We start from the raw sequence: 23,966 nt of genomic DNA on the forward strand, positions 1-23,966 counted from the left end.
TCCTCAAAAAGTGAAACGGTTTATACCGTTTAATTCTAGGTCCAAATTGTGTGGTCAAGCACTGTCATAACACTGTCACCAAGACTTCATAAACTCACGGCCCCGAGTGTCTTGGAGAACGTGCCATGCAGCCACAGCCTTTGCGATTGGTATCCGGCATTGCACCCCTTGCCCCAGGCCAGGGGCCACTGCAACAGGTCTTGCAAAACGCCAGCCTGTACCCTGTATTTCAGCCCATCGTCAATCTTTCGGATGCCTCTATCCACGCCCACGAGGCACTGATCCGAGGGCCCTCGGGCACCGCACTGCACACCCCCGACAACCTCTTGCGCGCGGCTGCACAGGAAGACCTGGGGTACGAGTTTGAAAGTGCCTGTGTGGTGGCCACCCTGCGCCACTGGGGGCATATGCGCAGTGGTGGGCGCCTGTTTGTGAACATCAGCGCGAATGCCTTGGTGCGTGTATTCAATTTGCGCGGACGCGAGGGCTTATTGCGTTGGATCCTGGACTTGCGTGTGATGCCGCGTACCTTGGTGCTGGAGATCACCGAACACGAACGTGTGGATAGCATGGACCGCCTGGCCGAGGTGGTGCAGGAAATCCGCTCGGCCGGTGTGTCGCTCGCGCTGGACGACTTTGGCGACGGCCACTCCAGCTTGCGCCTGTGGTCCCAGCTCAAGCCCGAGATCGTGAAGATCGACAAGTACTTCACACGCAACATCAGCGCCCATGGGGACAAGCTCAAAACCATCCAGGCCTTGCAGCAGATTGCCACCATCTTTGGCAGCTCGCTGGTGGCAGAGGGCATAGAGACAGCTGAGGATTTGCGCGTGTTGCGTGACCTGGGCATCGAGTATGGACAGGGCTACTTTTTGGGCCACCCGGACCGCAAGCCGCTGAAGTACCTGGGGGTGGACCCGCAGCGGGTGCTTGGTGAGCGACAGGTCGCGGTGTTTCCCGAACTCGGACGCATGTCGCAAGGCGGACATTTGCGCAGCCTCTCTCTGTTGCGCGCCCCGACGGTGACACCGGATACGCATAACGACACGCTGGCCGAAATTTTTTTGGAGCACCCCACCTTGCATGCGGTGGCGATGTTGGAGGGCGAGCGGCCTGTGGGCATTATCAACCGCGCGCTGTTCATGAACGAATACAGCAAACTTTTTTACCGCGAAGTGTGGGGTCGCAAACCGTGTGTCGTGCACGCCAACCCGGAGCCGCGGTTGATTGAGCGCGAGCACAGCGTGGACGAGTTGGTGGGCATTCTCACATCACAAGACCAGCGCTATTTGAACGATGGCTTTATTGCCACCGAAAACGGCCGCTATGTGGGCCTCGGCACGGGTGACCAGTTGGTGCGCTCGGTGACTGAGACCCGCATTGAGGCAGCGCGCCATGCCAACCCACTGACCTTTTTGCCGGGAAATATTCCCATCAGCCAGCACATGGAACGACTGCTCAAAAAGCAGGTGCGGTTTGTGGCCTGTTATGCCGACCTGAACAATTTCAAGCCGTTTAACGACTACTACGGCTACTGGCGGGGTGACGAAATGATCCGCTTGCTGGCCCGCATCGCCATGGAGCAGTGCGATTCCCAGCGCGATTTTCTGGGCCACGTGGGGGGCGACGATTTCATCATCCTGTTTCAGAGCCCAGACTGGAGGGTGCGTTGCGAGCGCCTGGTGGCGGAGTTTGCGGAGCGTGCGCTTGCCATGTTTGACGAAGCAGCGCGTGAGCGCGGTGGTATTGAGGCCGAAGACCGGCACGGTGTGCAGCGCTTTTTCCCGTGCACCACGCTGTCCATTGGCGCGGCGGTGATTGATGGCAGCCAGTTTTCGCGGGCTGAAGATGTGGCGAATCTGGCGGCAATGGCCAAGCATGCGGCCAAGCAGGCGGGGGTGGGGTTGTGGGAGCGTGAGGCTGGGGTGCTTTGATGGTTTTTGTGGGGTTGCACCGCTTTTTTTGACACCCACTCCCCCAGCCCCTCGCCCCGTCGGCGAGGGGAGCTTTCAACAGCCGTATTTTGTGGGAGTGTTCCGGCTACGGCGCTACAAAAGTACCGCTGCCACTGGATGGGTGCGCCACGGCCAGTGCCAACGGTTGTAGTCACTGCCAATATGGTTGCGCGGAGCCGCTGGCGGGCGCAGCCGCCAGCCGTGCCGAACAAACATCTCCGAGGTATCCACAACCGCAGCCCAGGGCCGTGGCGCGAGCTAACGGTGGCAACCTCACGCGCGTAGCCCGCGTCCGGCGCGCAAAAGCAAGATATGGCTGTTGAAAGCTCCCCTCGCCGACGGGGCGAGGGGCTGGGGGAGTGGGTGTCAAAAAAAGCGGTGCAGGCGCACCAAGAAAGCGAAGGCCCAAGAGGAAGGGGGCTCAAGAAAAACCTAAACCCCAAGCAACTCCAAACTCCAAGGCGTCTTTTGCCAAAGCTGCACTTCCTCTTGCAAGAGGTGCGCACTCTGCGGGAAAGCCGTAGCCCACCCATTGCGGCAACGCAGCCGGAACGTATGGTCCTCACCACGCGCCAGCACCATGCCCTGCAGGTCAGGTGCACGGCGTGCGTGGCACAGGATCACGGCCAAACGCAGACACATCAGCTGCAGCACCAGGTCGTCCTGCTCCAGTGAGGCCTCCAGCTTGCGCAGTTTGCCGCGGTGCCCCAGTACCAGCAGGCTCAGGCGGTGCATCTCAGACAGCGAGAAACCCGCCGCGTCGGCGTTGTCCAGGATGTAGGCACCGTGTTTGTGGTAATCGCTGTGCGAAATGTGGCTGCCAATTTCATGCAGGCGGGCCGCCCATTGCAGCTTGCGGAAGGTGCGGCCATGTTCGGGGTGTTGCTCGTCCACCGGGACGTCCAGCACCTGTTGCAGCAGGTGGGTGGCCACAGTACTGACGCGCTCACCGTGGGTGGTGTCTACATTGAACTTGCTGGCCAAGCGCTGCACACTTTTGGCGCGCAGGTCGCCATAGGTGTTGGCGGTGCCCAGCAGGTCACAAATGAGGCCGTGGCGCAGGCCGCCAGCGGCGTGCTGCATTTCGGTGATGCCCAGCAAGCTGAAGACGGCGCGCATCACACTCACGCCTCCACCAATGATGGTTTTGCGGTCCTCGCGCATGCCGGGCAGGCGCAGGCGGTCGGCGCTTTGGGCGGCAATCAGGCGCTCCAGCAACCAGTCCAGTCCATCTTGCGAGACGACGCCGGCGGGCCAGCCCGCGGCCACCAGCACATCGCCAATGGCGCCCACCGTGCCGGCGGAGCCGTAGGCGGTGTCCCAGCGGTCGGGCGGATAGGCGTCCAGCGCTTCATCCAGCACGGCCTTGGCGGCAATCTCGGCCATCTCAAACGATTTTTTGCTGAATTGGCCGTCGGGGAAATAGCGCTTGGACCAGGCAATGCTGCCCACGCGGTAGGACTCCATCACCGTGGGCGTGAGCCCGGTGCCCAGAATCAACTCGGTTGAACGGCCGCCAATGTCCACCACCAGGCGGCGCTCGTCAGAGGCGGGCAGCATGTGGGCCACGCCTTGGTAGATCAGGCGAGCCTCTTCGCGGCCGGAGATGACGTCGATGGGAAAGCCCAGCACGGCATTGGCACGCTCCAGAAAGGCGTCGCGGTTGCGTGCCTCGCGCAGGGTCTGGGTGGCCACGGCCTTGACTTCACCGGGCTTGAAGCCGGCCAGTCGTTCGCCAAAGCGCGCCAGGCATTCCCACCCGGCTTGCATGGCCGCGGGGGTGAGGTTGCGGTCTTCGTCCAGACCGCCACCTTGGCGCACGGTCTCTTTGAGGTACTCGGTCCGTCGAAATTCACCGTGGTCTACACGCCCAATTTCCAGGCGGAAGCTGTTGGAGCCCAGGTCCACGGCGGCCAGGCGATTTCCGTTTTGCATCGACGTTGTGTCAGGTAAGGGTTAAAAGCTGCGAAGAGCATAGCACCGGCCTGCGGCCGGGCAGCGGGCGTTAGCCCACCAAGCGGCCATCAGCGGCCACCATGCTTTGGGTGACAAACGCCGGGGTTATTCGCCGCGGATCGGGGTTGATGCGAAAGCCCCCCAGGTCCACGGGCAGGCGGCGGGCGAAGGCTTGCAGGGTATTGGCGCGGTTCAGGGCACCGTCCAGGTTGCCCAGCACCTCTTGTGCGTAGCGGGCTGAAAGGTAGCCGGCCAGGCTTTGCGGCGTAGGGGGTTCGTCGTACAGGCGGTTCAGGGTTTCCCGGTAGTTGCGCACGATGGGCTGGTTGCCATTCACCGGCGGCACTGCCTGGGTAGCGATGACCGGCGTAAAGCGGGAGACCCCCAACTGTTGCAGAACCTGTAGGTTTACATCCGACATGGCGACGATGTAACGCTGCGCCGCCTGTTTTTCGATTCCCTGGGAAAACTGCAGCAGCTCGGGCGTGCCGCCCAAAAAAATTAGGATACGGGGGCTGTCGGGTCGCAGCTCGTTGGCCAGGGCTTGCAGGCCGTTGCTGGGCACATAGGTCCTGAGCTTGAGTTTCAGGCTGGCAGCAGCCTGCTCCAAGTCGGCTTGGTAACTGGTCCGCTCCGCGGCAGACGCAAACACAGCGCCCACTTCAGTTACGCCCATGATAGAGAGCGACTTCACGGCATGGCTGATCTGCTCTTGCCGCGTGGCGAAAATGCCAAAAGTGGTGTCTTGTCCCTCCGGGGGCTGGCTGTGCAACCAGGGCGCCACGTGGGCGACTTCGGCCACTTCACGCTGCAGCAGGGTTGCAAGCTGGGTGGCCGCCCGGTGACCGGTGCTCCCTACCACTGCCAGGCACTCTGGCATGGCCTTGAGGGCGTCCACAGCGGAGCGTAGGGACGGTGCGCTGCCATCCACTTCAAGCACCACATGTTTGATGGCTTTTCCACGCACGCCGCCGCGGCTGTTGAGGTCTTGCCATGCAGCGCGTGCCCCCACCAGGAAGTCTTTGGAAACATCGATTTGGCTGTCCGACATGTCCACAATCTGGAGAACACTGGGCGAGGCAGCGTTCGCACGGGGGCTTTGGGCCCAGCTGGATGTGCTGAGCAGACCTGCGCTGCAGGCCAAGGACCCTAAAAAGATGCGGCGCGAGGCCAGGCGGGGCGAAGTGTTAAACATAGGGTGTTCCAACGAGTTTTTGCTATGAAAACAGGAGCTATTTGCGCATATTCCATAAGGGCTAGGTGCCAATATGAATAAAAAATGGCCCGAAATCGGGCCATGGGCGCTGGCAGGGGTGGATTACTTGCCTGCGGGCGCTGGCAACACGGTGTCCACGATGTGCACCACGCCGTTGGTGGCTGCAATGTCTGCCTGGGTGACGGCGGCGGTTTCCACGGTGACGAATTCGCCGGCCTTGGACAGGGCCAGCATGCTGCCTTGAACCGACTTCACTTTGCTGTTTTTCACGTCAGCGGCCATCAGCTTGGCGGGTACCACGTGGTAGGCCAGCAATGCTTTGAGCTTTTCAGGGTTCTTGGCCAGCTCGTCCATGGTTTTGGCAGGCACAGCTTTGAAGGCATCGTTGCTGGGGGCAAACACCGTGAAGGGGCCACCCGTTTTCAGGGTTGCGGTCAATCCGGCTTGGGCCACCAGGGTGTTGAGGGTGCTCAGGGCGGGGGTGTTGGCCAGCGTTTGGGCCACGTCGACCGGAGTCGGACGGGTGGCACAGCCCACCATGCCGGTGAGCAGGGCGGCAGCCAACAAGGTGCGGCGGCCAAGGGTGAGATGGGTGCTGAATGTCATGGTGTGCTCCGAGTTGAAAGCGCGAAGCGTAGAAAGGTCGCATGACAAGAATATGACAAAAGCTTGAAAATTGCATGACGTGGACCGAACCGTCCGGGGCTCCCGAAAAACCATCCTATGTCATGCCTTTGTCACAAAAGGTTCTTAAATTCACATCGTTCGCCGTTTTATCAACCAACCGACTGAGGTTTTACTTATGATTATTTCCTTCCAACGCGCACTGCTGGTCTCTGCAATGACCGCAGCAGTGGGCTTTGCCGGTGCTGCTGGCGCCCAAGAAATTACCGGTGCGGGCGCTACTTTCCCCGCCCCCATCTACGCCAAGTGGGCCTCTGACTACAACAAGGCCACCGGCGTGAAAGTGAACTACCAGTCCATCGGTTCCGGTGGTGGTATCAAACAAATTGACTCCAAAACTGTCGATTTCGGCGCATCCGACATGCCACAGACAGACGAAGTGCTCAAGTCCAAAGGCCAGATGCAGTTCCCCACTGTGATGGGCGGCGTGGTGCCCGTGATCAACGTCAAGGGTATTGAGCCAGGCCAATTGAAGCTGACCGGCCAGCTGCTGGGCGACATTTTCCTGGGCAAGATTTCCAAGTGGAACGACCCCGCCATCAAGGCGTTGAACCCCACATTGCCCCTGCCTGACGCAGCGATCGCCCAAGTGCGCCGTGCGGACGGTTCTGGTACCACCTTCATCTTCACCAACTACCTGAGCAAAGTGAATGCGGAGTGGAAGTCCAAAGTGGGCGAGGGCACTGCCGTGAACTGGCCAGTGGGCGCTGGCGGCAAGGGCAATGAAGGCGTGGCCGCTTTTGTGGGACGCCTGCCTAACTCCATGGGATATGTGGAGTATTCCTACGTCAAGCAAAACAAGCTGAATTACGCTGTGATGCAAAACTCGGCCGGTAACTTTGTGAAGCCTGAAGACGACGCTTTCAAGGCCGCAGCGGCCGGGGCCGATTGGACCAAGACTTTCTACCACATCCTGACGAACCAGCCTGGCAAGGACGCTTGGCCTATTAGCGGTGCAACCTTCATCCTGATGCATGTGAAGCAGGACAAGCCCGCCAACGCCACTGAAGCGCTGAAGTTCTTCAACTGGGCCTATGCCAACGGTGACAAGGCCGCAGCCGATCTGGACTATGTGCCCATGCCCGATTCCGTGGTCGCTGCCATCCAGAAATCCTGGGGCGAGATCAAGGACGGTGCTGGCAAGCCTGTGGCCTTCAAGTAATCGACCACTACCACTGAACTGACGGAGAACAACCCCATGTCCTCTACACTCGTGCATGGGGATTCCCCGTCCAGCCTGTCTGCTACTTCGCCTACCCGTGCCATGACCCAACCTCCTCCCGTCAAACGTGCCCGTTCCGGTCCGCTGGTCGACCGTATTTTTGGCTGGTGTGCCAAGGGTTCTGCCCTGCTGACACTCGGTCTTCTGTTTGCCATCTTGGTGACGCTGACCATTAGCGCTTGGCCCGCCATCAGCAAATACGGCCTGTCTTTTCTCACCAACTCAACTTGGGATCCGGTGCAGGAAGAGTTTGGCGGTTTGGTGATGATTTATGGCACCTTGGCCACCTCGTTCATCGCGCTGCTGATTGCGGTTCCAGTGAGTTTTGGCATTGCCCTGTTCCTGACCGAGCTGTCTCCCGCCTGGCTCAAGCGCCCGCTGGGCACCGCCATCGAACTATTGGCCGCAGTGCCATCCATCGTGTACGGCATGTGGGGTCTGCTGGTGTTCGGCCCAGTGCTGGCCACCTATGTGCAACAGCCGCTGCAAGCGCTGACCAACGGTATCCCTTACCTCGGTGCATTTTTCTCCGGCCCGCCCGTAGGTATTGGTATTTTGTCGGCCGGCATCATCCTGGCCATCATGATCATCCCTTTCATTGCTTCGGTGATGCGTGATGTGTTTGAGGTGACTCCGCCACTGCTCAAAGAGTCGGCCTATGGCCTGGGTGCCACTACTTGGGAAGTCGTGTCCAAGGTGGTGTTGCCCTATACCAAGACCGGCGTGATCGGCGGCATCATGCTCGGCCTGGGGCGCGCCATTGGCGAGACCATGGCCGTGACCTTTGTCATCGGCAACTTCAACCAGCTCGATTCGCTGAGCCTGTTCCAGGCTGCCAACAGCATCACGTCTGCGCTGGCCAATGAATTTGCTGAAGCTGGCGAGGGGCTGCACCAAGCGGCCTTGATGTACCTGGGCTTGGTGCTGTTCTTCATCACATTCGTCATTCTGTCGCTGTCCAAGCTGCTGCTGTCTCAGCTGCGTAAAGCCGAAGGAACCAAAACATGAGCGCCACCCTGACGCAAGTCCGCGCTGCCCGCTTTGCCCAGCGCAAGCGTGTGAATTACATTGCCACGGGCCTGGCCCTGGCTGCCATGGCCTTTGGCTTGTTCTGGTTGTTCTGGATCTTGTGGGAAACGTTTCGCTTGGGTATTGGCGGCATGAACTGGGCTACCTTGTCCCAGATGACACCGCCGCCCAACGAGGAAGGCGGCTTGGCCAATGCGATCTACGGCTCTTTCCTGATGGTGTTTCTGGCCACTTGCGTGGGCACCCCGGTCGGCGTGATGGCAGGTATTTATTTGGCCGAGTTTGACTCCAAAAGCTGGCTGGCTTCGCTCACCCGGTTTGTGAACGATATTTTGCTGTCCGCGCCGTCCATCGTGATTGGCTTGTTTGTGTACGCCGTAGTGGTGTCGCGCTTTAAGACCTTCTCCGGTTACGCCGGCATTTTGGCCTTGTCGCTGATCGTAATTCCCGTGGTGATCCGCACCACCGAAAACATGCTGCAACTCGTGCCGGCTGGTTTGCGTGAAGCGGCCTACGCATTAGGTGCACCCAAGTGGAAGGTCATTTTGAGCATCACACTGAAGGCCGCCCGTGCGGGTGTGATCACCGGTGTCCTGCTGGCTGTGGCCCGCATTGCCGGCGAGACTGCGCCGTTGTTGTTCACCGCACTGAGCAATCAATTCTGGACCTCGTCGTTGGGTGAACCCATGGCCAGCCTGCCGGTCACGATCTTCAAGTTCGCCATGAGCCCCTATGAAAACTGGCAGCAGCTGGCTTGGGCGGGCGTCTTCCTCATCACCATTGCCGTGCTGGGTCTGAACATTCTCGCCCGGGTGCTGACCCGCAACAAATCCTGAGGCCTCACGGCTCACATTGAACGGAAATATCGTTATGTTGAACACCCCTAGCGCCCCGACCAAGTCCAAGATTTCGGTCAAAGACCTGAACTTCTACTACGGCAAATTCCACGCCCTCAAGGGCATCAACCTGGAAATCCCCGAGAAGCGCGTCACAGCCTTCATCGGTCCTTCGGGTTGCGGCAAGTCCACCTTGCTGCGCATCTTCAACCGCATGTTCGAGCTCTACCCTGAGCAACGCGCTGAAGGCCAGATCCTGCTGGACGGCGAGAATCTGCTGACCAGCAAAGAGGACGTGGCGCTGCTGCGCGCCAAGGTCGGCATGGTGTTCCAGAAGCCCACGCCATTCCCCATGTCGATTTACGACAACATCGCCTTCGGTGTGAAGCTGTTCGAAAATCTCAATGCAACCGACATGGAAGAGCGGGTGGAGTGGGCGCTGCGCAAATCGGCCCTGTGGACCGAGGTGAAAGACAAGCTGCACCAGAGCGGCTCCAGCCTGTCGGGCGGCCAACAGCAACGCCTGTGTATTGCACGCGGCATTGCCATCAAGCCCGAAGTGTTGTTGCTCGACGAGCCCTGCTCGGCGCTGGACCCGATTTCCACTGCCAAGGTGGAGGAGTTGATTGTGGAATTGAAGAACGACTACACCGTGGTCATCGTCACGCACAACATGCAACAGGCTGCGCGTTGCAGCGATTACACCGCTTACATGTACCTGGGTGACTTGGTGGAGTTTGGTCCTACCGAGCAAATGTTCTTCAAACCCACGCGTAAAGAAACCGAAGACTACATCACCGGCCGCTTCGGCTGATCGACACAGAGGCTCCCATGTCTGATAAACATCTCTCTACCCAATTCGACAGTGAACTCACATCGGTCTCCACCCAGGTTATGGAACTTGGCGGGCTGGTGGAGTCGCAAATTCGCCAAGCCATTTACGCGCTGTCCCAGTTCAGCGTCGAAGTGGCCAACGAGGTGACCTCGCGCGAGGCCCGCGTCAATGCCATGGAAATCGAGATCGACCGTGATCTGTCCTCCATCATTGCGCGCCGTCAGCCCACCGCGCGCGACCTGCGCCTCTTGATCGCCATCTCCAAAACCACCGCCAACCTGGAGCGTGTGGGTGATGAAGCCGAGAAGATTGCCCGCATGGTGCGCTCCATCATCCAGAGCGGTGCACCACGGTCGTTGCCATCGCTGGAGCTACGTGTGGCTGCCGATCTCGCTTCCGGTTTGTTGAACAAGGCACTTGACGCTTTTGCCCGCCTGGACGTGAACGCGGCTGTGGCCATCCTGAAAGAGGATGACTTGATTGACGCCGAGTTCGACGGCTTTGTGCGCAAGCTGGTGACCTACATGATGGAAGACCCCCGCATGATCTCCCCTAGCCTGGACTTGTTGTTCCTGGCCAAGGCGATTGAGCGCATCGGTGACCATGCCAAGAACATTGCCGAGTTCATCATTTACGTGGTCAAGGGTGAAGATGTTCGCCACTCCACCATGGAAAAAATCGAGTCCATCGTCAAATGAGAAATATGCCTGCCGTCCTGGTGGTTGAAGATGAGTCGGCCATTGCCGAACTTATTGCAGTCAACCTGCGGCACAACGGCTTTCGCCCCCGCTGGGCCATGGACAGCGATTCTGCCCAGCGAGAGATTGATGCGGCTGTGCCCGACCTGATTTTGCTGGACTGGATGTTGCCGGGTGAGAGTGGCTTGACGTTGGCCAAGCGCTGGCGCACTGATGCTCGTACCAAAGACACGCCCATCATCATGCTCACAGCGCGCGGTGACGAGGCGGACCGTGTTGCAGGGTTGGATGCCGGAGCCGATGACTACATTGCCAAGCCGTTCTCCACCAAAGAGTTGCTGGCGCGTGTCCGCGCTGTGTTGCGTCGCCGCGCGCCCGAAGAGGCGGGCGAGGTCATCACCATCGCTGGCCTGAGCCTGGATCCATCTACCCATCGGGTGACCTTCGAGGGGCAAGCCCTGAAGCTTGGTCCCACGGAGTTCAAGCTGCTGCATTACCTGATGGGGCATGCCGAGCGCGTGCATAGCCGGGCCCAACTGCTCGACAAGGTGTGGGGCGACCACGTCTACATAGAAGAGCGAACCGTGGACGTGCACGTGAAACGTTTGCGTGAGGCTCTGACCTTGGCAGGAACGATGGTGGAAACGGTTCGTGGCGCCGGTTACCGATTGACTGCCAAGCCCGCTGTTGCGGTGTCTGCTGATAAAGCTAGCGTGTGAACCAAGGCGGATCGGGCATGGTGTGGCGCGTGTTGTCCTTTGTGGGGCTGCAGGCTGCGGCTGCTGCATTGGCGTGGGTATTGGTTGAGCCGGGAGCGCGCGTATTGATGGCCTTGGTTGCTGCCATTGGCGCGGGGTACGTCTGGTTGCTGTTGGATGCAGTACGCGGGTTTCGTCTGTTGAACTGGCTGCGGCGTGGGGAGTCCACCGAAGTGGCTTTGGGGCAGGGTTTGTGGGGGGAAGCTGCAGACCGGATGCGTCGATTGTTGCGAGCCCGCGAGCGCCAAGTCGTTGAGGGCGAGGGCAAACTACAAGATTTCTTGGCCGCCCTGCAGGCATCTCCCAACGGGGTTGTCTTGCTGGATGCGCAGGGACGCATTGAGTGGTTTAACCAGATCGCGGGTGAACACTTCGGCTTCGACGCGCGTCGTGACCTGCTCCAGCATTTTGGCAACTTGGTGCGGGACCCCGAGTTTGCAGCCTATTTTTCTGAACGCAATTTCAGCCATGACGTGGTGATGCCCGGTCGTGACAGTACGAGTGCCAAACCCGTGCGTTTGTCCGTCCATCTGCACCCCTATGGCGAGGGGCGAAGCCTGCTTTTGTCGCGTGACATCACCGCGGTGGAGCAGGCCGAGGCGATGCGCAGGGATTTTGTCGCCAATGTGTCGCATGAAATTCGTACACCACTCACCGTGCTGGCGGGATTCGTGGAGACCCTGCAGGCATTGCCCTTGGGGGAAGAAGACCGGCAGCGATATCTGGGGCTGATGGCCCAGCAAGCGCAACGTATGCAAAGCTTGGTCAATGATCTGCTGACCTTGTCGCGTTTGGAGGGCAGCCCCTTGCCCTCCGTGCATGATTGGGTGTCCGTGCCTGCCGTGCTGCGAACATGTGAGGCGGAAGCCATGGAGCTCTCACGCCTGTTGTGGGGGAGGCCCCAGGACATCGTGTTTGAAGCGGGACCAGCGTGCGAACTTGCCGGCTCACAACCCGAGCTCTATAGCGCAGTGTTCAACCTCATTGGAAATGCTGTTCGTTACACCCCTGCGGACAAGAGCATCCATGTGCGTTGGCAGTCCCTGACAAGTGGCGCGTGTGTGCTGTCGGTCGAAGACACGGGGCCGGGAATTGCACCGGAGCACGTACCACGCCTGACAGAGCGTTTTTACCGTGTAGACCGCAGTCGCTCGCGCGATACGGGCGGAACAGGGCTGGGGCTGGCTATTGTCAAACATGTTGCCCAACGCCATGGCGCCGAGCTTCGTATTGACAGTACGCCGGGCAAGGGCTCGGTGTTTTCTCTGGTGTTTCCGGCAAGCCGGGTGCGTGCGATTGCCGAGCCAGCCTTGGTCACCACCGTGTAAATCTCTACCGCCTGCGCAGCAACCAGATGGCCTCTGCCTTGTCTACCGGGTGGCGTAGCAAGGTGTGGGGCATCCAGCGTGTGGTGTCCACGGATGGGCGCACTTCCAGGTTGTCGCCCGGTTCGCTCAGCAGCCATTCACATTGGCTTTCACCATTCGCCGCGACCAAGCGGACGTTGCTGTACCACTGAAACGCAGACACATGTACGGCTTGCAGCGTTCCTGTTTCCGCGCAGCCTTCCTGCCCCACCAAAGGGGAGGCCTGCTGCACCAGACTGCGGTAGCTTTGGGCGTAGTTGAGCAGTGGCATCCAAAGCGTCATGAGCAGCAACCAGCACAGGGCTGCGCCACCCGCTGGCAGTACGAGACTCTTCCAGATAGCGGCACGGTGCCGCCCCACACGCCACTTTACAAGCCATGCCCATGCCAGCGTGGCCATGACGGCCACGCTAAAGGCGATCACAGAGAAGCTGGCCTGAAAACCTGGTGCTAGCCGTGCCACGTTGGCTGCCGGTTGGCTGGGTACCCCCGTTTGCATGGCAATCCAGACCACCCAGATGGTGAATCCACAGCCGGAGAAAAACAGCAAGGTGAACCAGTCGATCAGCGCGGCAACCTGGCGCTTCAGGGTGGGCAAAGCAAATGCCGCCAAAGTTGCCAGAGCGGGCAACGCGAGCAAGAGTGTGCGGTCTGAGTTGCTCCCAAATGGTGTTGCCAGCACCGTGAGCGCAGCAAACCAGACCGGCCACGCCAGATGCCGGTGCAGACGCCAGCCCCATAGCTGCCAACGCCAGCGCCAGAGTGTCCATAGCGCGAGCGGCCAAGCGGGCCAAGTGAACCAAATCAGAAGTTGCGCGAATCCATCTACTGTGCGCCATGAGAATGGAGGGACCTCCAACTTCCATCGCCACAGGTCTAATTGGTAGCCAATAACACCTGCCACGCAGGCGTACGCCAGCAGTGCACCCAGGTCCTTGTTCTGCGTTGATTGGGGCGTATTCGAAGTTCTGCCGTTGTCGCGGTCTAGCCAGTGCACCAGCATGCCGCCAAGCAAGTACAGCATGGCCATGGTGGGTGCACCGGACAAACCCAGGCCCATCAGTCCCACGAAGGTTGCTATGTGGGGGCCGACAGGTCGGTAAGGCAAAGCTGCAATGCCATAAAAAAGCAAGGCACTGAATCCCAGTTGGGCCAATGCCGGCGTTGTTTCATGGGAGAGTTGTGCGAGTCCTAGGCATGCGATGAACGCCAGCACGCCCCCATCGGCCATGGCCCGGGCATAGTCGGTCGGTTGTGCTTCTCCGCCGAAGGCAAAGGCTACCGGTTGCGCGGCCGGGTTACGGGCTAGGTAATACGTGCCATACCAAGTGGCCAGCAATGCCAATCCCAGCAGCAGCCCAAACGGAATGCGTGCCACCAAGTCCGCGGGCCAAGCCACAGGCGCCAGTTGCAATGCCCAAGCACCAAGCCAGTAGGGAAGCACGGCAGGTGTTTCTGGTGACCAGCCCATCAGAGAAGGCGTCCACCAGGAGGACGCTCCACTTGCCAGGACACCCATGAAGCCCAGTGCGGTGATGTCGGCGCTGCGCCACGCGTCGCGGCCAAAAAAACCTGCGCATACATAACTCAAGCACAGCAATAGCAATGCCCAGCGGGGTAGGCGACGCACGGCCGATTGCGCAACGATGGCGGGATTGGGGTGTTTCACGGGCAAAAAATCAGATCAAAAAAAAAGCAGCTCGGAGGGCCGGGCTGCCTTTTTGCAGAGAACTCAGGCGCAAGCCTGATTCCACATTACTTGGCGGCAGTTTTGCCGAAGCGATTGCGGAAGCGCTCCACGCGTCCACCCATGTTGTCCACGGACTTCTGGGTACCTGTGTAGAAGGGGTGCGATTCGCTGGTTGTGTCGAGCTTGAAGAGGGGCAGCTTGCGGCCGTCTTCCATGTCGATCATTTCCTTGGTGTTAGCGCAAGAACGTGTCACGAATTTGAATCCATTGGACATGTCCTGGAAGCAAACTTCGCGGTAATTGGGGTGAATGCCTTCTTTCATATCTTCTCCATCAGTTGCGTCAGCCGCGTCAGCCTATCTGACGTACTTTTCGCGAAACCGCCGATTATAGCGTATTGGTATGTTTAGCCGCCCCGACGCATCATGTCGAAGAACTCGCTGTTGTTCTTGGTGGCGCGCATTTGTTTGAGCACCATTTCCATGGACTCAATTTCGTCCATGTTGTAGAGGAACTGGCGCAGGATGCGGGTTTTTTGCAGGATTTCCGGCTGGAGCAACAATTCTTCGCGGCGGGTGCCGCTGCGGTTGAGCTGAATGGATGGGAACACGCGCTTCTCGTACAGACGGCGGTCCAAGTGGATTTCGGAGTTGCCGGTGCCCTTGAATTCTTCAAAGATCACTTCGTCCATGCGGCTGCCGGTATCAACCAGGGCAGTGGCGATGATGGTCAAGCTACCGCCTTCTTCTACATTGCGGGCTGCGCCCAAGAAGCGCTTGGGCCGCTGCAGAGCGTTGGCGTCCACACCACCGGTCAGCACTTTGCCTGATGAAGGCACAACGTTGTTGTATGCGCGGGCCAAGCGGGTGATGGAGTCCAACAGGATTACCACGTCCTTCTTCAGCTCGACAAGGCGCTTGGCGCGCTCAATCACCATTTCTGCTACGTGCACGTGGCGGGCTGCGGGCTCGTCAAAGGTGGAGGCAATCACCTCACCCTTGACGGTGCGTTGCATTTCGGTCACTTCTTCGGGGCGCTCGTCAATCAGCAGCACCATGAGGTAACTGTCGGGGTAGTTGGCCGAGATTGCATGCGCGATGTGCTGCATCATCACGGTTTTGCCGCTCTTGGGCTGGGCCACGATCAGGGCGCGTTGGCCTTTGCCAATGGGGGCAATGATGTCAATCACGCGGCCGGTGATGTTCTCTTCACCCTTGGTGTCTTGCTCCAGCTTCATCTGCTCCTTGGGGAACAGCGGGGTCAAGTTTTCGAACATGACCTTGTGTTTGTTGCCTTCTGGAGGGCCACCGTTGACTTTGTCGAGCTTGTTCAGTGCAAAGTAGCGTTCACCGTCCTTGGGTGTGCGCACTTCACCTTCAATCATGTCACCGGTGTGCAGGTTGAAGCGGCGCACCTGGCTGGGGCTGATGTAGATGTCATCGGTGCTGGCGGTGTAGCTGGTGTCTGGGCTGCGCAGGAAGCCAAAGCCGTCGGGCAGAATTTCCAACACGCCATCGGCAATGATTTGCTCCCCAGTACGCGCGCGCTTCTTGATGATGGCGAACATCAGCTCCTGCTTGCGCATGCGGCCGGTGTTTTCAATCTCAAGTTCTTCGGCTTGCTTGAGGACTTCAGACACGTGCAGTGCCTTGAGTTCGTTTAAGTGCATGGAGTGAGTCCCGGTAAGGGCGTTGACCGATGTTCGGCGAATTACAAAAATCAGGGGGAATGGGGGAGAGGCAAAACTGGGTAAGCGCCTCTGCGTTCTGTGCCGGGAATCGGCGCCTGCCTTGGGGTGGGCGGGTGAACGGGATTTATTATGACAGGAAAACGGAGCAGTGCCGTTTTTTGCATTCAGCTAGCGCTTGAAGCTTTCGCGGCTGGCCGCCAAGTGGTTCGTGGTGTGAGCCAGCCCTCAGAAAAATCGCCCCGAGAACGGGGCGATGAGATGTCAAATCAGGCCAGCTGCTGATCGATAAAAGCTGTCAGTTGGGCCTTGCTCAAGGCGCCGACTTTGGTGGCAGCCAGTTGACCGTCCTTGAATAACATCAGGGTAGGGATGCCGCGGATGCCGAACTTGGCGGGGATATCGCGGTTTTCGTCCACATTCATCTTGGCGATCTGCAACTTGCCTTCGTAGGTGGCAGACACTTCGTCCAGGATGGGGGCGATCATCTTGCAGGGGCCGCACCACTCCGCCCAGTAGTCCACCAGAATGGGTTGTGCCGCACCCAGCACATCGGCTTCGAAAGTGGCGTCGGTGACATGTTTGATGAGTTCGCTGGCCATGGTGGCTCCTTTGGAAGATTGCTAATGCAGCTAAAGTTGCGGCATTGTGACAGAAACCAAGCCCATCACCCATGCTGCACTGCCTATGGCGAGCATAGCCAAAAACGATAGCAACACGGGGCTCAGGGCCTTCAGTTATCGGGCAGAACACCCCGCCATGGCCCTGTGGCTGGCCGACACCACGGGCCTGCTGCCGCGTATCCAAGCCCAGTTGCAGGCGCGCGAGGCCCATCCAGCGCGCACCCTGGTACTTTTGCCCTACGCCCAGTTGCTGCCATTGGCCAACCGGCTGTGGGCGCGGCTCTATCCCGACGGCTTTTCCCCGCGTTTTGAAACCACCCAGAATTGGGTAGCTTCTACCGTCGGGCGGGCGCTGGATGCGCAGGACATCAGCATGGACCCCGCAGTAGACGCACTGACCGCGCAGGCGCTGCTGGCCGGCAGTGGTGCACAGGGGCAGGACGGCTTGGCGCCGCTATTGGTGCAGGCCGCGTATCAGCTCGCACCTCTGGCTGCGGCGGCCGGGCCGGCGCAACGTGCGGGCTGGGCCCAGACCGCACGCCTGCACGCGGCCTTGGGCATGGACAGCCAGGCGCTGGCCTGGGAAGCCCGTGTAGCGCGCTTGGCGGTGGAGTGGGCGGCGGTGTCGTCGTACACCAGCGACGCGCTGTTCGACCCCCAATGGCCCGAGGCGCTGGAGTGTCTGGTGCTGGTACAGGGTGCCAACCAAGATGCCTTGCCGGCCGGCTTGGCCCCGGTCTGGGGCGACAAGCTGGTGAGCCTGCCTCTGGCGGAATCCCAGGGGGATGAAGCGCCCGCCCTCAGCGAGGCGCTGGCCTTGCACGCCTGCGAGGACGCCGAAGACGAAGCCCAGCGCACGGCGGCTTGCCTTTTACAGCACATTGCGGCCGAGCGTTACCCGGTGGCCCTGGTGAGTGCCGACCGTGCACTGACCCGCCGTGTGCGGGCCCTGTTGGACATGGCTGGTGTGGCGGTGCGTGACGAAAACGGCTGGAAACTGTCTACCAGCCAGGCCGGTGCCAGCGTGATGGCGCTGTTGCGCGCCGCGCAGTGGAACGCCAGCAGCGATGCGGTGCTGGCCGCCTTGAAACAGACACCGGCGTATCTGGACACGCTCGATGCGCTGGAGGCCGCGGTGCGGCGTGAGCAGGTGCGTGACTGGCGCCAGGTGGCAACGAGCCCCGCCGTGGCCAAAAGTCCGGCGCTGCAGGCGGCTTGTGCCGAGGTTGAGCAGCTGCGCGGCACGCTGGCGGGCCGCAAGCCCTTGGCGGGCTGGCTCGCCGCCTTGCAACAAGCCTTGCAACGCACGGGCCTGTGGGCGCGCCTGCAGGAAGACGGCGCCGGTGGCAAGCTGTTGGCGGTGTTGCGGCTCACGCCCGCCGACGCGGCTCAGTGGAGTCAGCTGCTGGACCAGGCGCTGTGGGCCGGGCAGCGGCTGGACCTGATGGAATTCACACGCTGGGTCAACCAGGCGCTGGAGGGCGCGAGCTTTCAGCCCGACTACCCGGACCAGGAGCAGGTGGTGATCCTGCCGCTGAGCCAGATGCTGGGACGTCCCTTTGCCGCGGTGGTGATGGCGGGTTGTGACGAGGTGCGGCTGAATCCGTCCCCCGAACCTGCAGGTGGCTGGACGCCTGCGCAGCGCGCGGCATTGGGTCTGCCTTCGCGTGACGCCTTGGAAAGCCAGCTGCGCCAGGTGTGGCGCCATGCGCTGGCCAGCCCGGCCTGTGACGTGCTCTGGCGCAGCAGTGATGACACGGGCGAAGCGCTGCAACCCAGCGCCTTGGTGCAGCAGTTGCGCTTGGCTGACGCAGGGTTCACCGACGGGCACGATCCGCGCGGCACCCGCTGGGTCACACCGCAGCCCTGCGTGCCGCCCCAGCCCACCGGCCCCGCGCTGGCGGTCCACACGCTGTCGGCCAGTGCCTACGAAGACTTGCGCCACTGCCCCTACCGTTTTTTTGCCCAGCGCATGCTGGGCCTGCGCGCGGTGGACGAGCTGGATGCCGAGGTGGACAAGCGCGACTTTGGCCTCTGGCTGCACGCAGTGCTGCAAGCCTTCCATGCGGCCTTGGCGGAGCAGCCGGTGGCGGAGTCGGCCGCACGCACGGCCTTGCTGGACCGATGCAGTGCCGAGGTCACCGCTGCCATGGCCTTGCCCGAAGGCGAGTTTTTGCCGTTTGCGGCCGCCTGGCCTGCGGTGCGCGACGGCTATCTGGAATGGCTCGCCCAACACGAGGCACAAGGCGCCGTGTTTGCCAGCGGTGAAATGCCGCAGCGCCAGCGCATCGGCCCTGTCACCCTGATCGGCCGCACCGACCGCACCGACGCTTTGCCCGACGGCACGGTCATGCTGCTGGACTACAAAACCGAACCCGTGGCCAAGACCCGCACGCGTATCCAGGACCCGCTGGAAGACACGCAGATGGCGTTCTACGCCGCACTCTTGCCACACGACACGTTGCGCGGGGCCTATGTGAATGTGGGTGAGCGCGAGGGCACCGATGCCTATGAGCAAAAGGACGTGGTGATGGCGCGCGATGCCCTGGTTGAAGGTGTGCTGAGCGATATGGCGCGCATTGCTGACGGTGCCGCCTTGCCGGCGTTGGGCGAGGGCACGGTGTGCGACTTCTGCCAGGTGCGTGGCCTGTGCCGCAAAGACTTTTGGGAGGCCGCATGAGCCCCACCCAATCTTTCTCGCAACACGCGGCCTACGAGCACAACGGTCGCCTGGTTGAAGCCCCGCGTTTTTACGAGATTGCCTGCGACCCGCGCCGTAGCGTGGCGGTAGAGGCCTGCGCCGGTGCGGGCAAGACCTGGATGCTGGTCTCGCGCATGCTGCGCGCGCTGTTGGAGGGCACGCAGCCGCACGAGATTTTGGCCATCACGTTTACCAAAAAAGCAGCGGGTGAAATGCGCCAGCGCTTGCAGGAATGGCTGCGTGAATTTGCCCATCTGGACGATGCGCGTTTGCAGCAGGAGCTGCAGATGCGCGGCGTGCGGCAGGCGGTGGATACAGCGCAGCTACAGACGCTACGCGGCCTGCATGCGCAGCTGCTGGCCGGTGGCCGGCCGGTGCAGATCCGCACCTTCCACAGCTGGTTTGCTGCGCTGTTGGGCAGTGCGCCGCTGGGCGTGCTGCATCAGCTGGGCCTGCCCACGCAGTACGAGCTGCTGGAGAACGATGCGGTGGCCGTGGCCCAGGTGTGGCGGCGCTTCCAGACCCGTGTTGCCAGTGATGTTGCGGCGCTGGCCGACTACCAGGACGCCGTGCGCCTCTATGGTCGCCACCAGACCCACAAGGCGCTAGAGGCCGCGCTCAACAAGCGCACTGAGTTTGACCTGGCCGATGCGCAGGGCGTGGTGGACGCCTCGGTGCAGCACTTCACCGCACAGTTTCCGGCTTTTGCCGGCTTGAACACACCACAGGAGCGCATGGCCCAGCCTTCTGTGCAAACCTTGCTGTGGGACAGCGCCCGCGCGCTGGGCCAGTGCAGCGGCAAGACCTGCCTGACGGCTGCCAGCACGCTGGAGCGCGCACTGACCGATGCGCATTGGCCCGGTGTGGAAGATGCCTTGTTCACCAAGACTGGTAGCCCGCGCAAACTCACGGACAAGCTGGTGGACCTGACGAGCGTGCAAGCCGCCCAGGCGCTGCTGCAAGAAGTGCAACAAGCCCAGCTGCAAGACCAGGCCTGGCAGCACCAGCAGCGCATGGCCCGGCTGGCGCGTGGCCTGGTGCAGGACTACGCTGCCCTCAAGCGCGAGCGTGGCTGGCTGGACATGGGCGATCTGGAGCGCACGGCGCTGGTGTTGCTGTCCGACCCCGAGCTCAGCGGTTGGGTGCAGGAGCGGCTGGATGCGCGCGTGCGGCACCTGCTGATTGACGAGTTTCAAGATACCAACCCGCTGCAGTGGCAGGCGCTGCACAGCTGGCTGTCGTCTTACGCCGGGGCTGGCAATGCGCCCAGCGTGTTCATCGTGGGCGACCCCAAGCAAAGCATTTACCGCTTCCGCCGGGCCGAGCCGCAGGTGTTCCGTGCGGCCAAAGCCTTTGTGGCGCAGGGCCTGGGCGGCGACCAGCTGAGCTGTGACCACACGCGGCGCAATGCGCCCGAAATCATTGCGCTGGTGAACCAGACCATGGGCCTGGCGCAGGACGAGGGCGCCTACCAGGACTTCCGCGCGCACAGCACCGCGTCGGACAAGACCGGCCAGGTGTTCAAGCTGCCACGTATTGAGCGCGAAGCCAAGGCCGACAAGGAGGCCCCGCCGCCCGAAGCCGTGTGGCGCGACTCGCTGACCATGCCCCGCCACGAGGCCGAGGACACGCGCAAGACACTGGAGTGCCGCCAGGCCGCACAGTGGTTGGCCGCGCAGATGGCCGCCGGACACACCCAGGCCAAAGACGTGATGGTGCTGGCGCGCAAGCGTGAGCGCTTGACCTTGATGGAACAGGAGCTGTCAGCGCTGGGCATTCCTGCGCAGCAGCCCGAGAAGGCCGAGCTGGGTGAGTTTGCCGAGGTGCAGGACCTGGTGGCGCTGCTCGATGTGCTGGTCTCGCCACGCCACGACCTGGCGCTGGCCCGGGTGCTCAAGTCGCCGGTGTTTGGTGCGTCTGACGACGACCTGGTCGCCCTGGTGCTGCGCCTGCGCGCGCTGCAGGCCGCCACGCGCGACGAGGCCGGCCAGACCGAGGCGGTGAGCTGGTGGCAGGCGCTGCATGCCAGCGCTGCGGACGCGCTACCCCCCGCTTTGTCCAAGGCCAACGCCACGCTGCTGCGCTGGAAACAATGGGTGGACACACTGCCCCCGCACGATGCACTGAGCGCGATTTACGACGACGGCGATGTGCTGGCCCGTTACGCGGCCGCCAGCCCGCCCGCGCAGCGCGAGCGGGTGCTGGCCAATGTGCGCGCCCTGCTGAACGCGGCGCTGCAGGTCGATGGCGGGCGCTACACCACCGCCTATGGCCTGGTGCGCGCGCTGCGGGCCGGGGGCAACCCCGCGCCCGTGCGTGCCAACGCCCAAGCGGTGCGCCTGCTCACTATCCACGGTGCCAAGGGGCTGGAGGCGCCGCTGGTGCTGATGCTGGACACCGACGGCGAGGCTGGCAAGACCGAAACCATGGGTGTGCTGGTGGACTGGCCCGGCGAAGACCCGCACCCCCGGCGTTTTGTGTTTCTGGCCAGCGAATCGCGCCCGCCCGCCTGTGTGGTGGATGCGCTGGCGCACGAGCAGGCCGAGCGCAGCCGTGAAGAGCTCAATGCGCTTTACGTGGCGCTGACACGCACGCAGCGCACCCTGGTGATCTCCAGCCTGGCGCCGCACCGCGAACATGCGGGCAGCTGGTGGCGCAGGCTGGAGGGGCAGGCACAGGATGCGCCCCGGGCTGCGGCCGCAGTGCCGACCGGCACTGGGGGCGACGGCGTGGCGGTGGATGCATTGGTGCCCTACGCCCTGAAAATAGTGCCAAAAGTGGCTCTAGGTGCCGTGGATATTGCGCAAGCAGCTCCTGAAAATATAGCGGTACTGGCAACCAGTAGCACTAGCGAATCGACCGAGAGCCTGGAGTCCCGCCTGGGCCAGGCCCTGCACCGGCTGTTGGAATGGGTGCCGCCCGTGCCCGGCGGCTACGCCAACAGGCCCTACACTTGGCCCCCCGCAGCCTTGGCCCGGCTTGCCAAAGAATTTGCACTCGACGTCGCGCAAGCCCAGGCTGCCACAGACAAGGCACAAGCAGTCTTGCAAGGCGAGGGCGCCTGGATTTGGGACCGTGCCCAACTGGCTTGGCATGCCAATGAAGTGCCCATCACCCAGCGTGGCCGCCTGCTGCGCATGGACCGATTGGTGCAGCAGCGCAGCGGTGCTTGGTGGGTGCTGGATTACAAGTCGAGCGCACAGCCGCAGCAGGATGCGGCCTTGTGTGCGCAGCTGCTGGGTTACCGCGATGCCGTTGCGCTGGCCAACCCCGGGCAACCGGTACGCGCTGCTTTTTTAACGCCGCAAGGCCAACTGATTGAATTGACCCCCGCATGAGTTCTGAATTTTCTCCGTCCGCCGCTTCTGTGCCTTCCCTCGGCGAGGTCCGCCGTGTGGACGTGGCCATCGTGGGCGGTGGCCCGGCCGGGCTCATGGCCGCCCAGCAGCTGGCCGAAGCGGGCGTGGCCGCACACCTGTTTGACGCGATGCCCAGCATTGGCCGCAAATTCCTGCTGGCGGGCAAGGGCGGGCTCAACCTCACCCACTCCGACTCTGCCGACCGGTTTGCCGAACGTTATGGCGCGCGCCGGGGTGCCGTCGAGGCGCTGCTGAAAGGACTGGACAGCACGGCCTTGCGCTCCTGGGCCCAGGGGCTGGGCATTGAGACCTTTGTGGGCTCGTCGGGCCGGGTGTTTCCCAAGGACATGAAGGCCGCGCCACTGCTGCGTGCCTGGCTGCAGCGCTTGCGCAACCCAGCCGCGCCCGGGGTGGGCGTGCAGTTCCATATGCGCCACCGCTGGACCGGTTGGGGCGAAGCTGCTGCGGGTAGTACCGGCATCGTCTTGAGCTTTGACACGCCCACCGGCCCCCAGCAAGTGCAGGCGCGCGCGGTGGTGCTGGCGCTGGGCGGTGGCAGTTGGGCACGGCTGGGGTCCAACGGGGCCTGGGTGCCGCTCTTAGCCCAGCGCGGCGTGGCGGTGGCGCCGTTGCTGCCGGCCAACTGTGGCTTTGATGTGCAGGGCGGCTGGAGCACGTTTTTTGCCGACAAGTTCGCCGGCCAACCTTTCAAGTCGGTGGCCATCGGCGTTCGCACGACGCAGGGCCAGACTTTTCAGCGCAAGGGCGAGTTTGTGGCCACGGCCACGGGCGTGGAGGGCAGCCTGGTCTACGCCGCGTCCAGCCTGCTGCGCGACGACATCATCCGCAACGGCAGCGCCACCTTCACGCTGGACCTGCTGCCCGATGTGCCGCTGGAGAAAGTGCTGGCCGAGGTGCGGCATCCGCGCGGCAGCCGTTCGCTGTCCAGCCACCTGAAGAGCCGCTTGCACCTGGAAGGCATCAAGTCCGCCATCCTGCATGAACGGCTAAGCAAAGATGCGATGAACGACCCCGCCCAGCTGGCTGCTGCCATCAAGGCCTTGCCCATCACGCTGCAAGCTGCGCGCCCCATCGACGAGGCCATCAGCACGGCCGGTGGTGTGTTGTTTGAGGTGCTGACGCCCCATCTGATGCTGGAGCAGTTGCCCGGCGTGTTTTGCGCGGGCGAGATGCTGGATTGGGAGGCCCCCACGGGTGGCTACTTGCTGCAGGCCTGCTTTGCCAGTGGTGTAGCGGCCGGGCAGGGCGCCTTGGCCTACCTGCGTACGCACTGATTTTTAAGCCTTTTAGTCCTCTAGGGCCCGTAGATGCTACGCAAGCAGCTCCTAA

18 protein-coding genes are annotated in these 23,966 nt (G+C 61.9%); 11 read left to right on the plus strand and 7 right to left on the minus strand.

What is annotated here, in order from left to right; genetic code table 11:
• Positions 1–125 precede the first annotated feature (125 nt).
• The gene (locus U5O12_RS11395) at positions 126–1,934 is read left to right on the plus strand and encodes a phosphodiesterase (RefSeq protein WP_322578754.1); all 1,809 of its coding nucleotides are present in this window, start codon (positions 126–128) and stop codon (positions 1,932–1,934) included.
• Positions 1,935–2,387: 453 nt separating this feature from the next.
• Here the strand turns inward: U5O12_RS11395 and U5O12_RS11400 are convergent, their stop codons facing one another.
• The 3 genes from U5O12_RS11400 to U5O12_RS11410 all read right to left on the minus strand — a co-directional run bounded on the left by U5O12_RS11400 (position 2,388) and on the right by U5O12_RS11410 (position 5,733).
• Positions 2,388–3,890, minus strand: a complete 1,503-nt coding sequence (locus U5O12_RS11400) for a Ppx/GppA phosphatase family protein (protein ID WP_322578755.1) — start codon at positions 3,888–3,890, stop codon at positions 2,388–2,390.
• A gap of 70 nt (positions 3,891–3,960) precedes the next feature.
• Entirely contained in the window at positions 3,961–5,106 is a 1,146-nt protein-coding gene (locus U5O12_RS11405) for an ABC transporter substrate-binding protein (RefSeq protein WP_322578756.1), read from the minus strand.
• A 123-nt stretch (positions 5,107–5,229) separates the two neighbouring features.
• Positions 5,230–5,733, minus strand: a complete 504-nt coding sequence (locus U5O12_RS11410) for a fasciclin domain-containing protein (RefSeq protein ID WP_322578757.1) — start codon at positions 5,731–5,733, stop codon at positions 5,230–5,232.
• Positions 5,734–5,929: 196 nt separating this feature from the next.
• On the opposite strand from U5O12_RS11410, the gene pstS reads away from it, so the two are divergent.
• The 7 genes from pstS to phoR are packed head-to-tail and all read left to right on the plus strand — an operon-like array spanning position 5,930 to position 12,517.
• Entirely contained in the window at positions 5,930–6,973 is a 1,044-nt protein-coding gene (gene pstS / locus U5O12_RS11415; RefSeq protein WP_322578758.1) for a phosphate ABC transporter substrate-binding protein PstS, read from the plus strand.
• Positions 6,974–7,009: 36 nt separating this feature from the next.
• A complete protein-coding gene (pstC, locus tag U5O12_RS11420) occupies positions 7,010–8,041 on the plus strand; it encodes a phosphate ABC transporter permease subunit PstC (RefSeq protein ID WP_416221481.1) in 1,032 nt (343 codons plus the stop codon).
• Positions 8,038–8,898 (plus strand): phosphate ABC transporter permease PstA, encoded by an 861-nt coding sequence (gene pstA, locus U5O12_RS11425; RefSeq protein ID WP_322578759.1) that lies wholly within the window; start codon positions 8,038–8,040, stop codon positions 8,896–8,898. The genes pstC and pstA overlap by 4 nt, the downstream gene beginning before the upstream one ends.
• 34 nt (positions 8,899–8,932) lie before the next feature.
• Entirely contained in the window at positions 8,933–9,712 is a 780-nt protein-coding gene (gene pstB, locus U5O12_RS11430; protein WP_322578760.1) for a phosphate ABC transporter ATP-binding protein PstB, read from the plus strand.
• 17 nt (positions 9,713–9,729) lie between these two features.
• Complete coding sequence (gene phoU / locus U5O12_RS11435; RefSeq protein ID WP_094478445.1) at positions 9,730–10,431, plus strand: phosphate signaling complex protein PhoU; 702 nt, start codon at positions 9,730–9,732, stop codon at positions 10,429–10,431.
• Positions 10,428–11,150, plus strand: coding sequence for a phosphate regulon transcriptional regulator PhoB (phoB, locus tag U5O12_RS11440; RefSeq protein WP_322578761.1), 723 nt, complete (start codon positions 10,428–10,430; stop codon positions 11,148–11,150). Before phoU ends, phoB begins: the two co-directional genes overlap by 4 nt.
• Before the next feature lie 17 nt (positions 11,151–11,167).
• A complete protein-coding gene (phoR, locus tag U5O12_RS11445) occupies positions 11,168–12,517 on the plus strand; it encodes a phosphate regulon sensor histidine kinase PhoR (RefSeq protein WP_416221483.1) in 1,350 nt (449 codons plus the stop codon).
• Between the two features lie 4 nt (positions 12,518–12,521).
• Here the strand turns inward: phoR and U5O12_RS11450 are convergent, their stop codons facing one another.
• From U5O12_RS11450 to trxA, 4 genes are all read right to left on the minus strand, one after another.
• Complete coding sequence (locus tag U5O12_RS11450; RefSeq protein ID WP_322578762.1) at positions 12,522–14,225, minus strand: hypothetical protein; 1,704 nt, start codon at positions 14,223–14,225, stop codon at positions 12,522–12,524.
• Positions 14,226–14,311: 86 nt separating this feature from the next.
• Positions 14,312–14,569: a type B 50S ribosomal protein L31 gene (locus tag U5O12_RS11455; RefSeq protein ID WP_105259666.1), complete on the minus strand. Its 258-nt coding sequence runs from the start codon at positions 14,567–14,569 to the stop codon at positions 14,312–14,314.
• A gap of 83 nt (positions 14,570–14,652) precedes the next feature.
• A complete protein-coding gene (gene rho, locus U5O12_RS11460) occupies positions 14,653–15,915 on the minus strand; it encodes a transcription termination factor Rho (RefSeq protein ID WP_322578763.1) in 1,263 nt (420 codons plus the stop codon).
• Between the two features lie 287 nt (positions 15,916–16,202).
• On the minus strand, positions 16,203–16,535 hold the full coding sequence (gene trxA, locus U5O12_RS11465; RefSeq protein ID WP_105259664.1) for a thioredoxin TrxA: 333 nt from the start codon (positions 16,533–16,535) through the stop codon (positions 16,203–16,205).
• A 157-nt stretch (positions 16,536–16,692) separates the two neighbouring features.
• Between trxA and U5O12_RS11470 the strand changes: the two genes are divergently transcribed.
• Genes U5O12_RS11470 through U5O12_RS11480 form a run of 3 tightly spaced genes read left to right on the plus strand, consistent with a single transcriptional unit; the run spans position 16,693 to position 23,911 of the window.
• Entirely contained in the window at positions 16,693–19,236 is a 2,544-nt protein-coding gene (locus U5O12_RS11470) for a PD-(D/E)XK nuclease family protein (RefSeq protein WP_322578764.1), read from the plus strand.
• Positions 19,233–22,595, plus strand: coding sequence for a UvrD-helicase domain-containing protein (locus U5O12_RS11475; protein WP_322578765.1), 3,363 nt, complete (start codon positions 19,233–19,235; stop codon positions 22,593–22,595). Before U5O12_RS11470 ends, U5O12_RS11475 begins: the two co-directional genes overlap by 4 nt.
• Positions 22,592–23,911 carry a TIGR03862 family flavoprotein gene (locus U5O12_RS11480; RefSeq protein WP_322578766.1) on the plus strand — a complete coding sequence of 440 codons (1,320 nt, stop codon included), beginning with the start codon at positions 22,592–22,594 and terminating at the stop codon, positions 23,909–23,911. The genes U5O12_RS11475 and U5O12_RS11480 overlap by 4 nt, the downstream gene beginning before the upstream one ends.
• Positions 23,912–23,966 lie beyond the last annotated feature (55 nt).

The organism is Rhodoferax sp. (assembly GCF_034519335.1).
Lineage (GTDB): Bacteria > Pseudomonadota > Gammaproteobacteria > Burkholderiales > Burkholderiaceae_C > Allorhodoferax.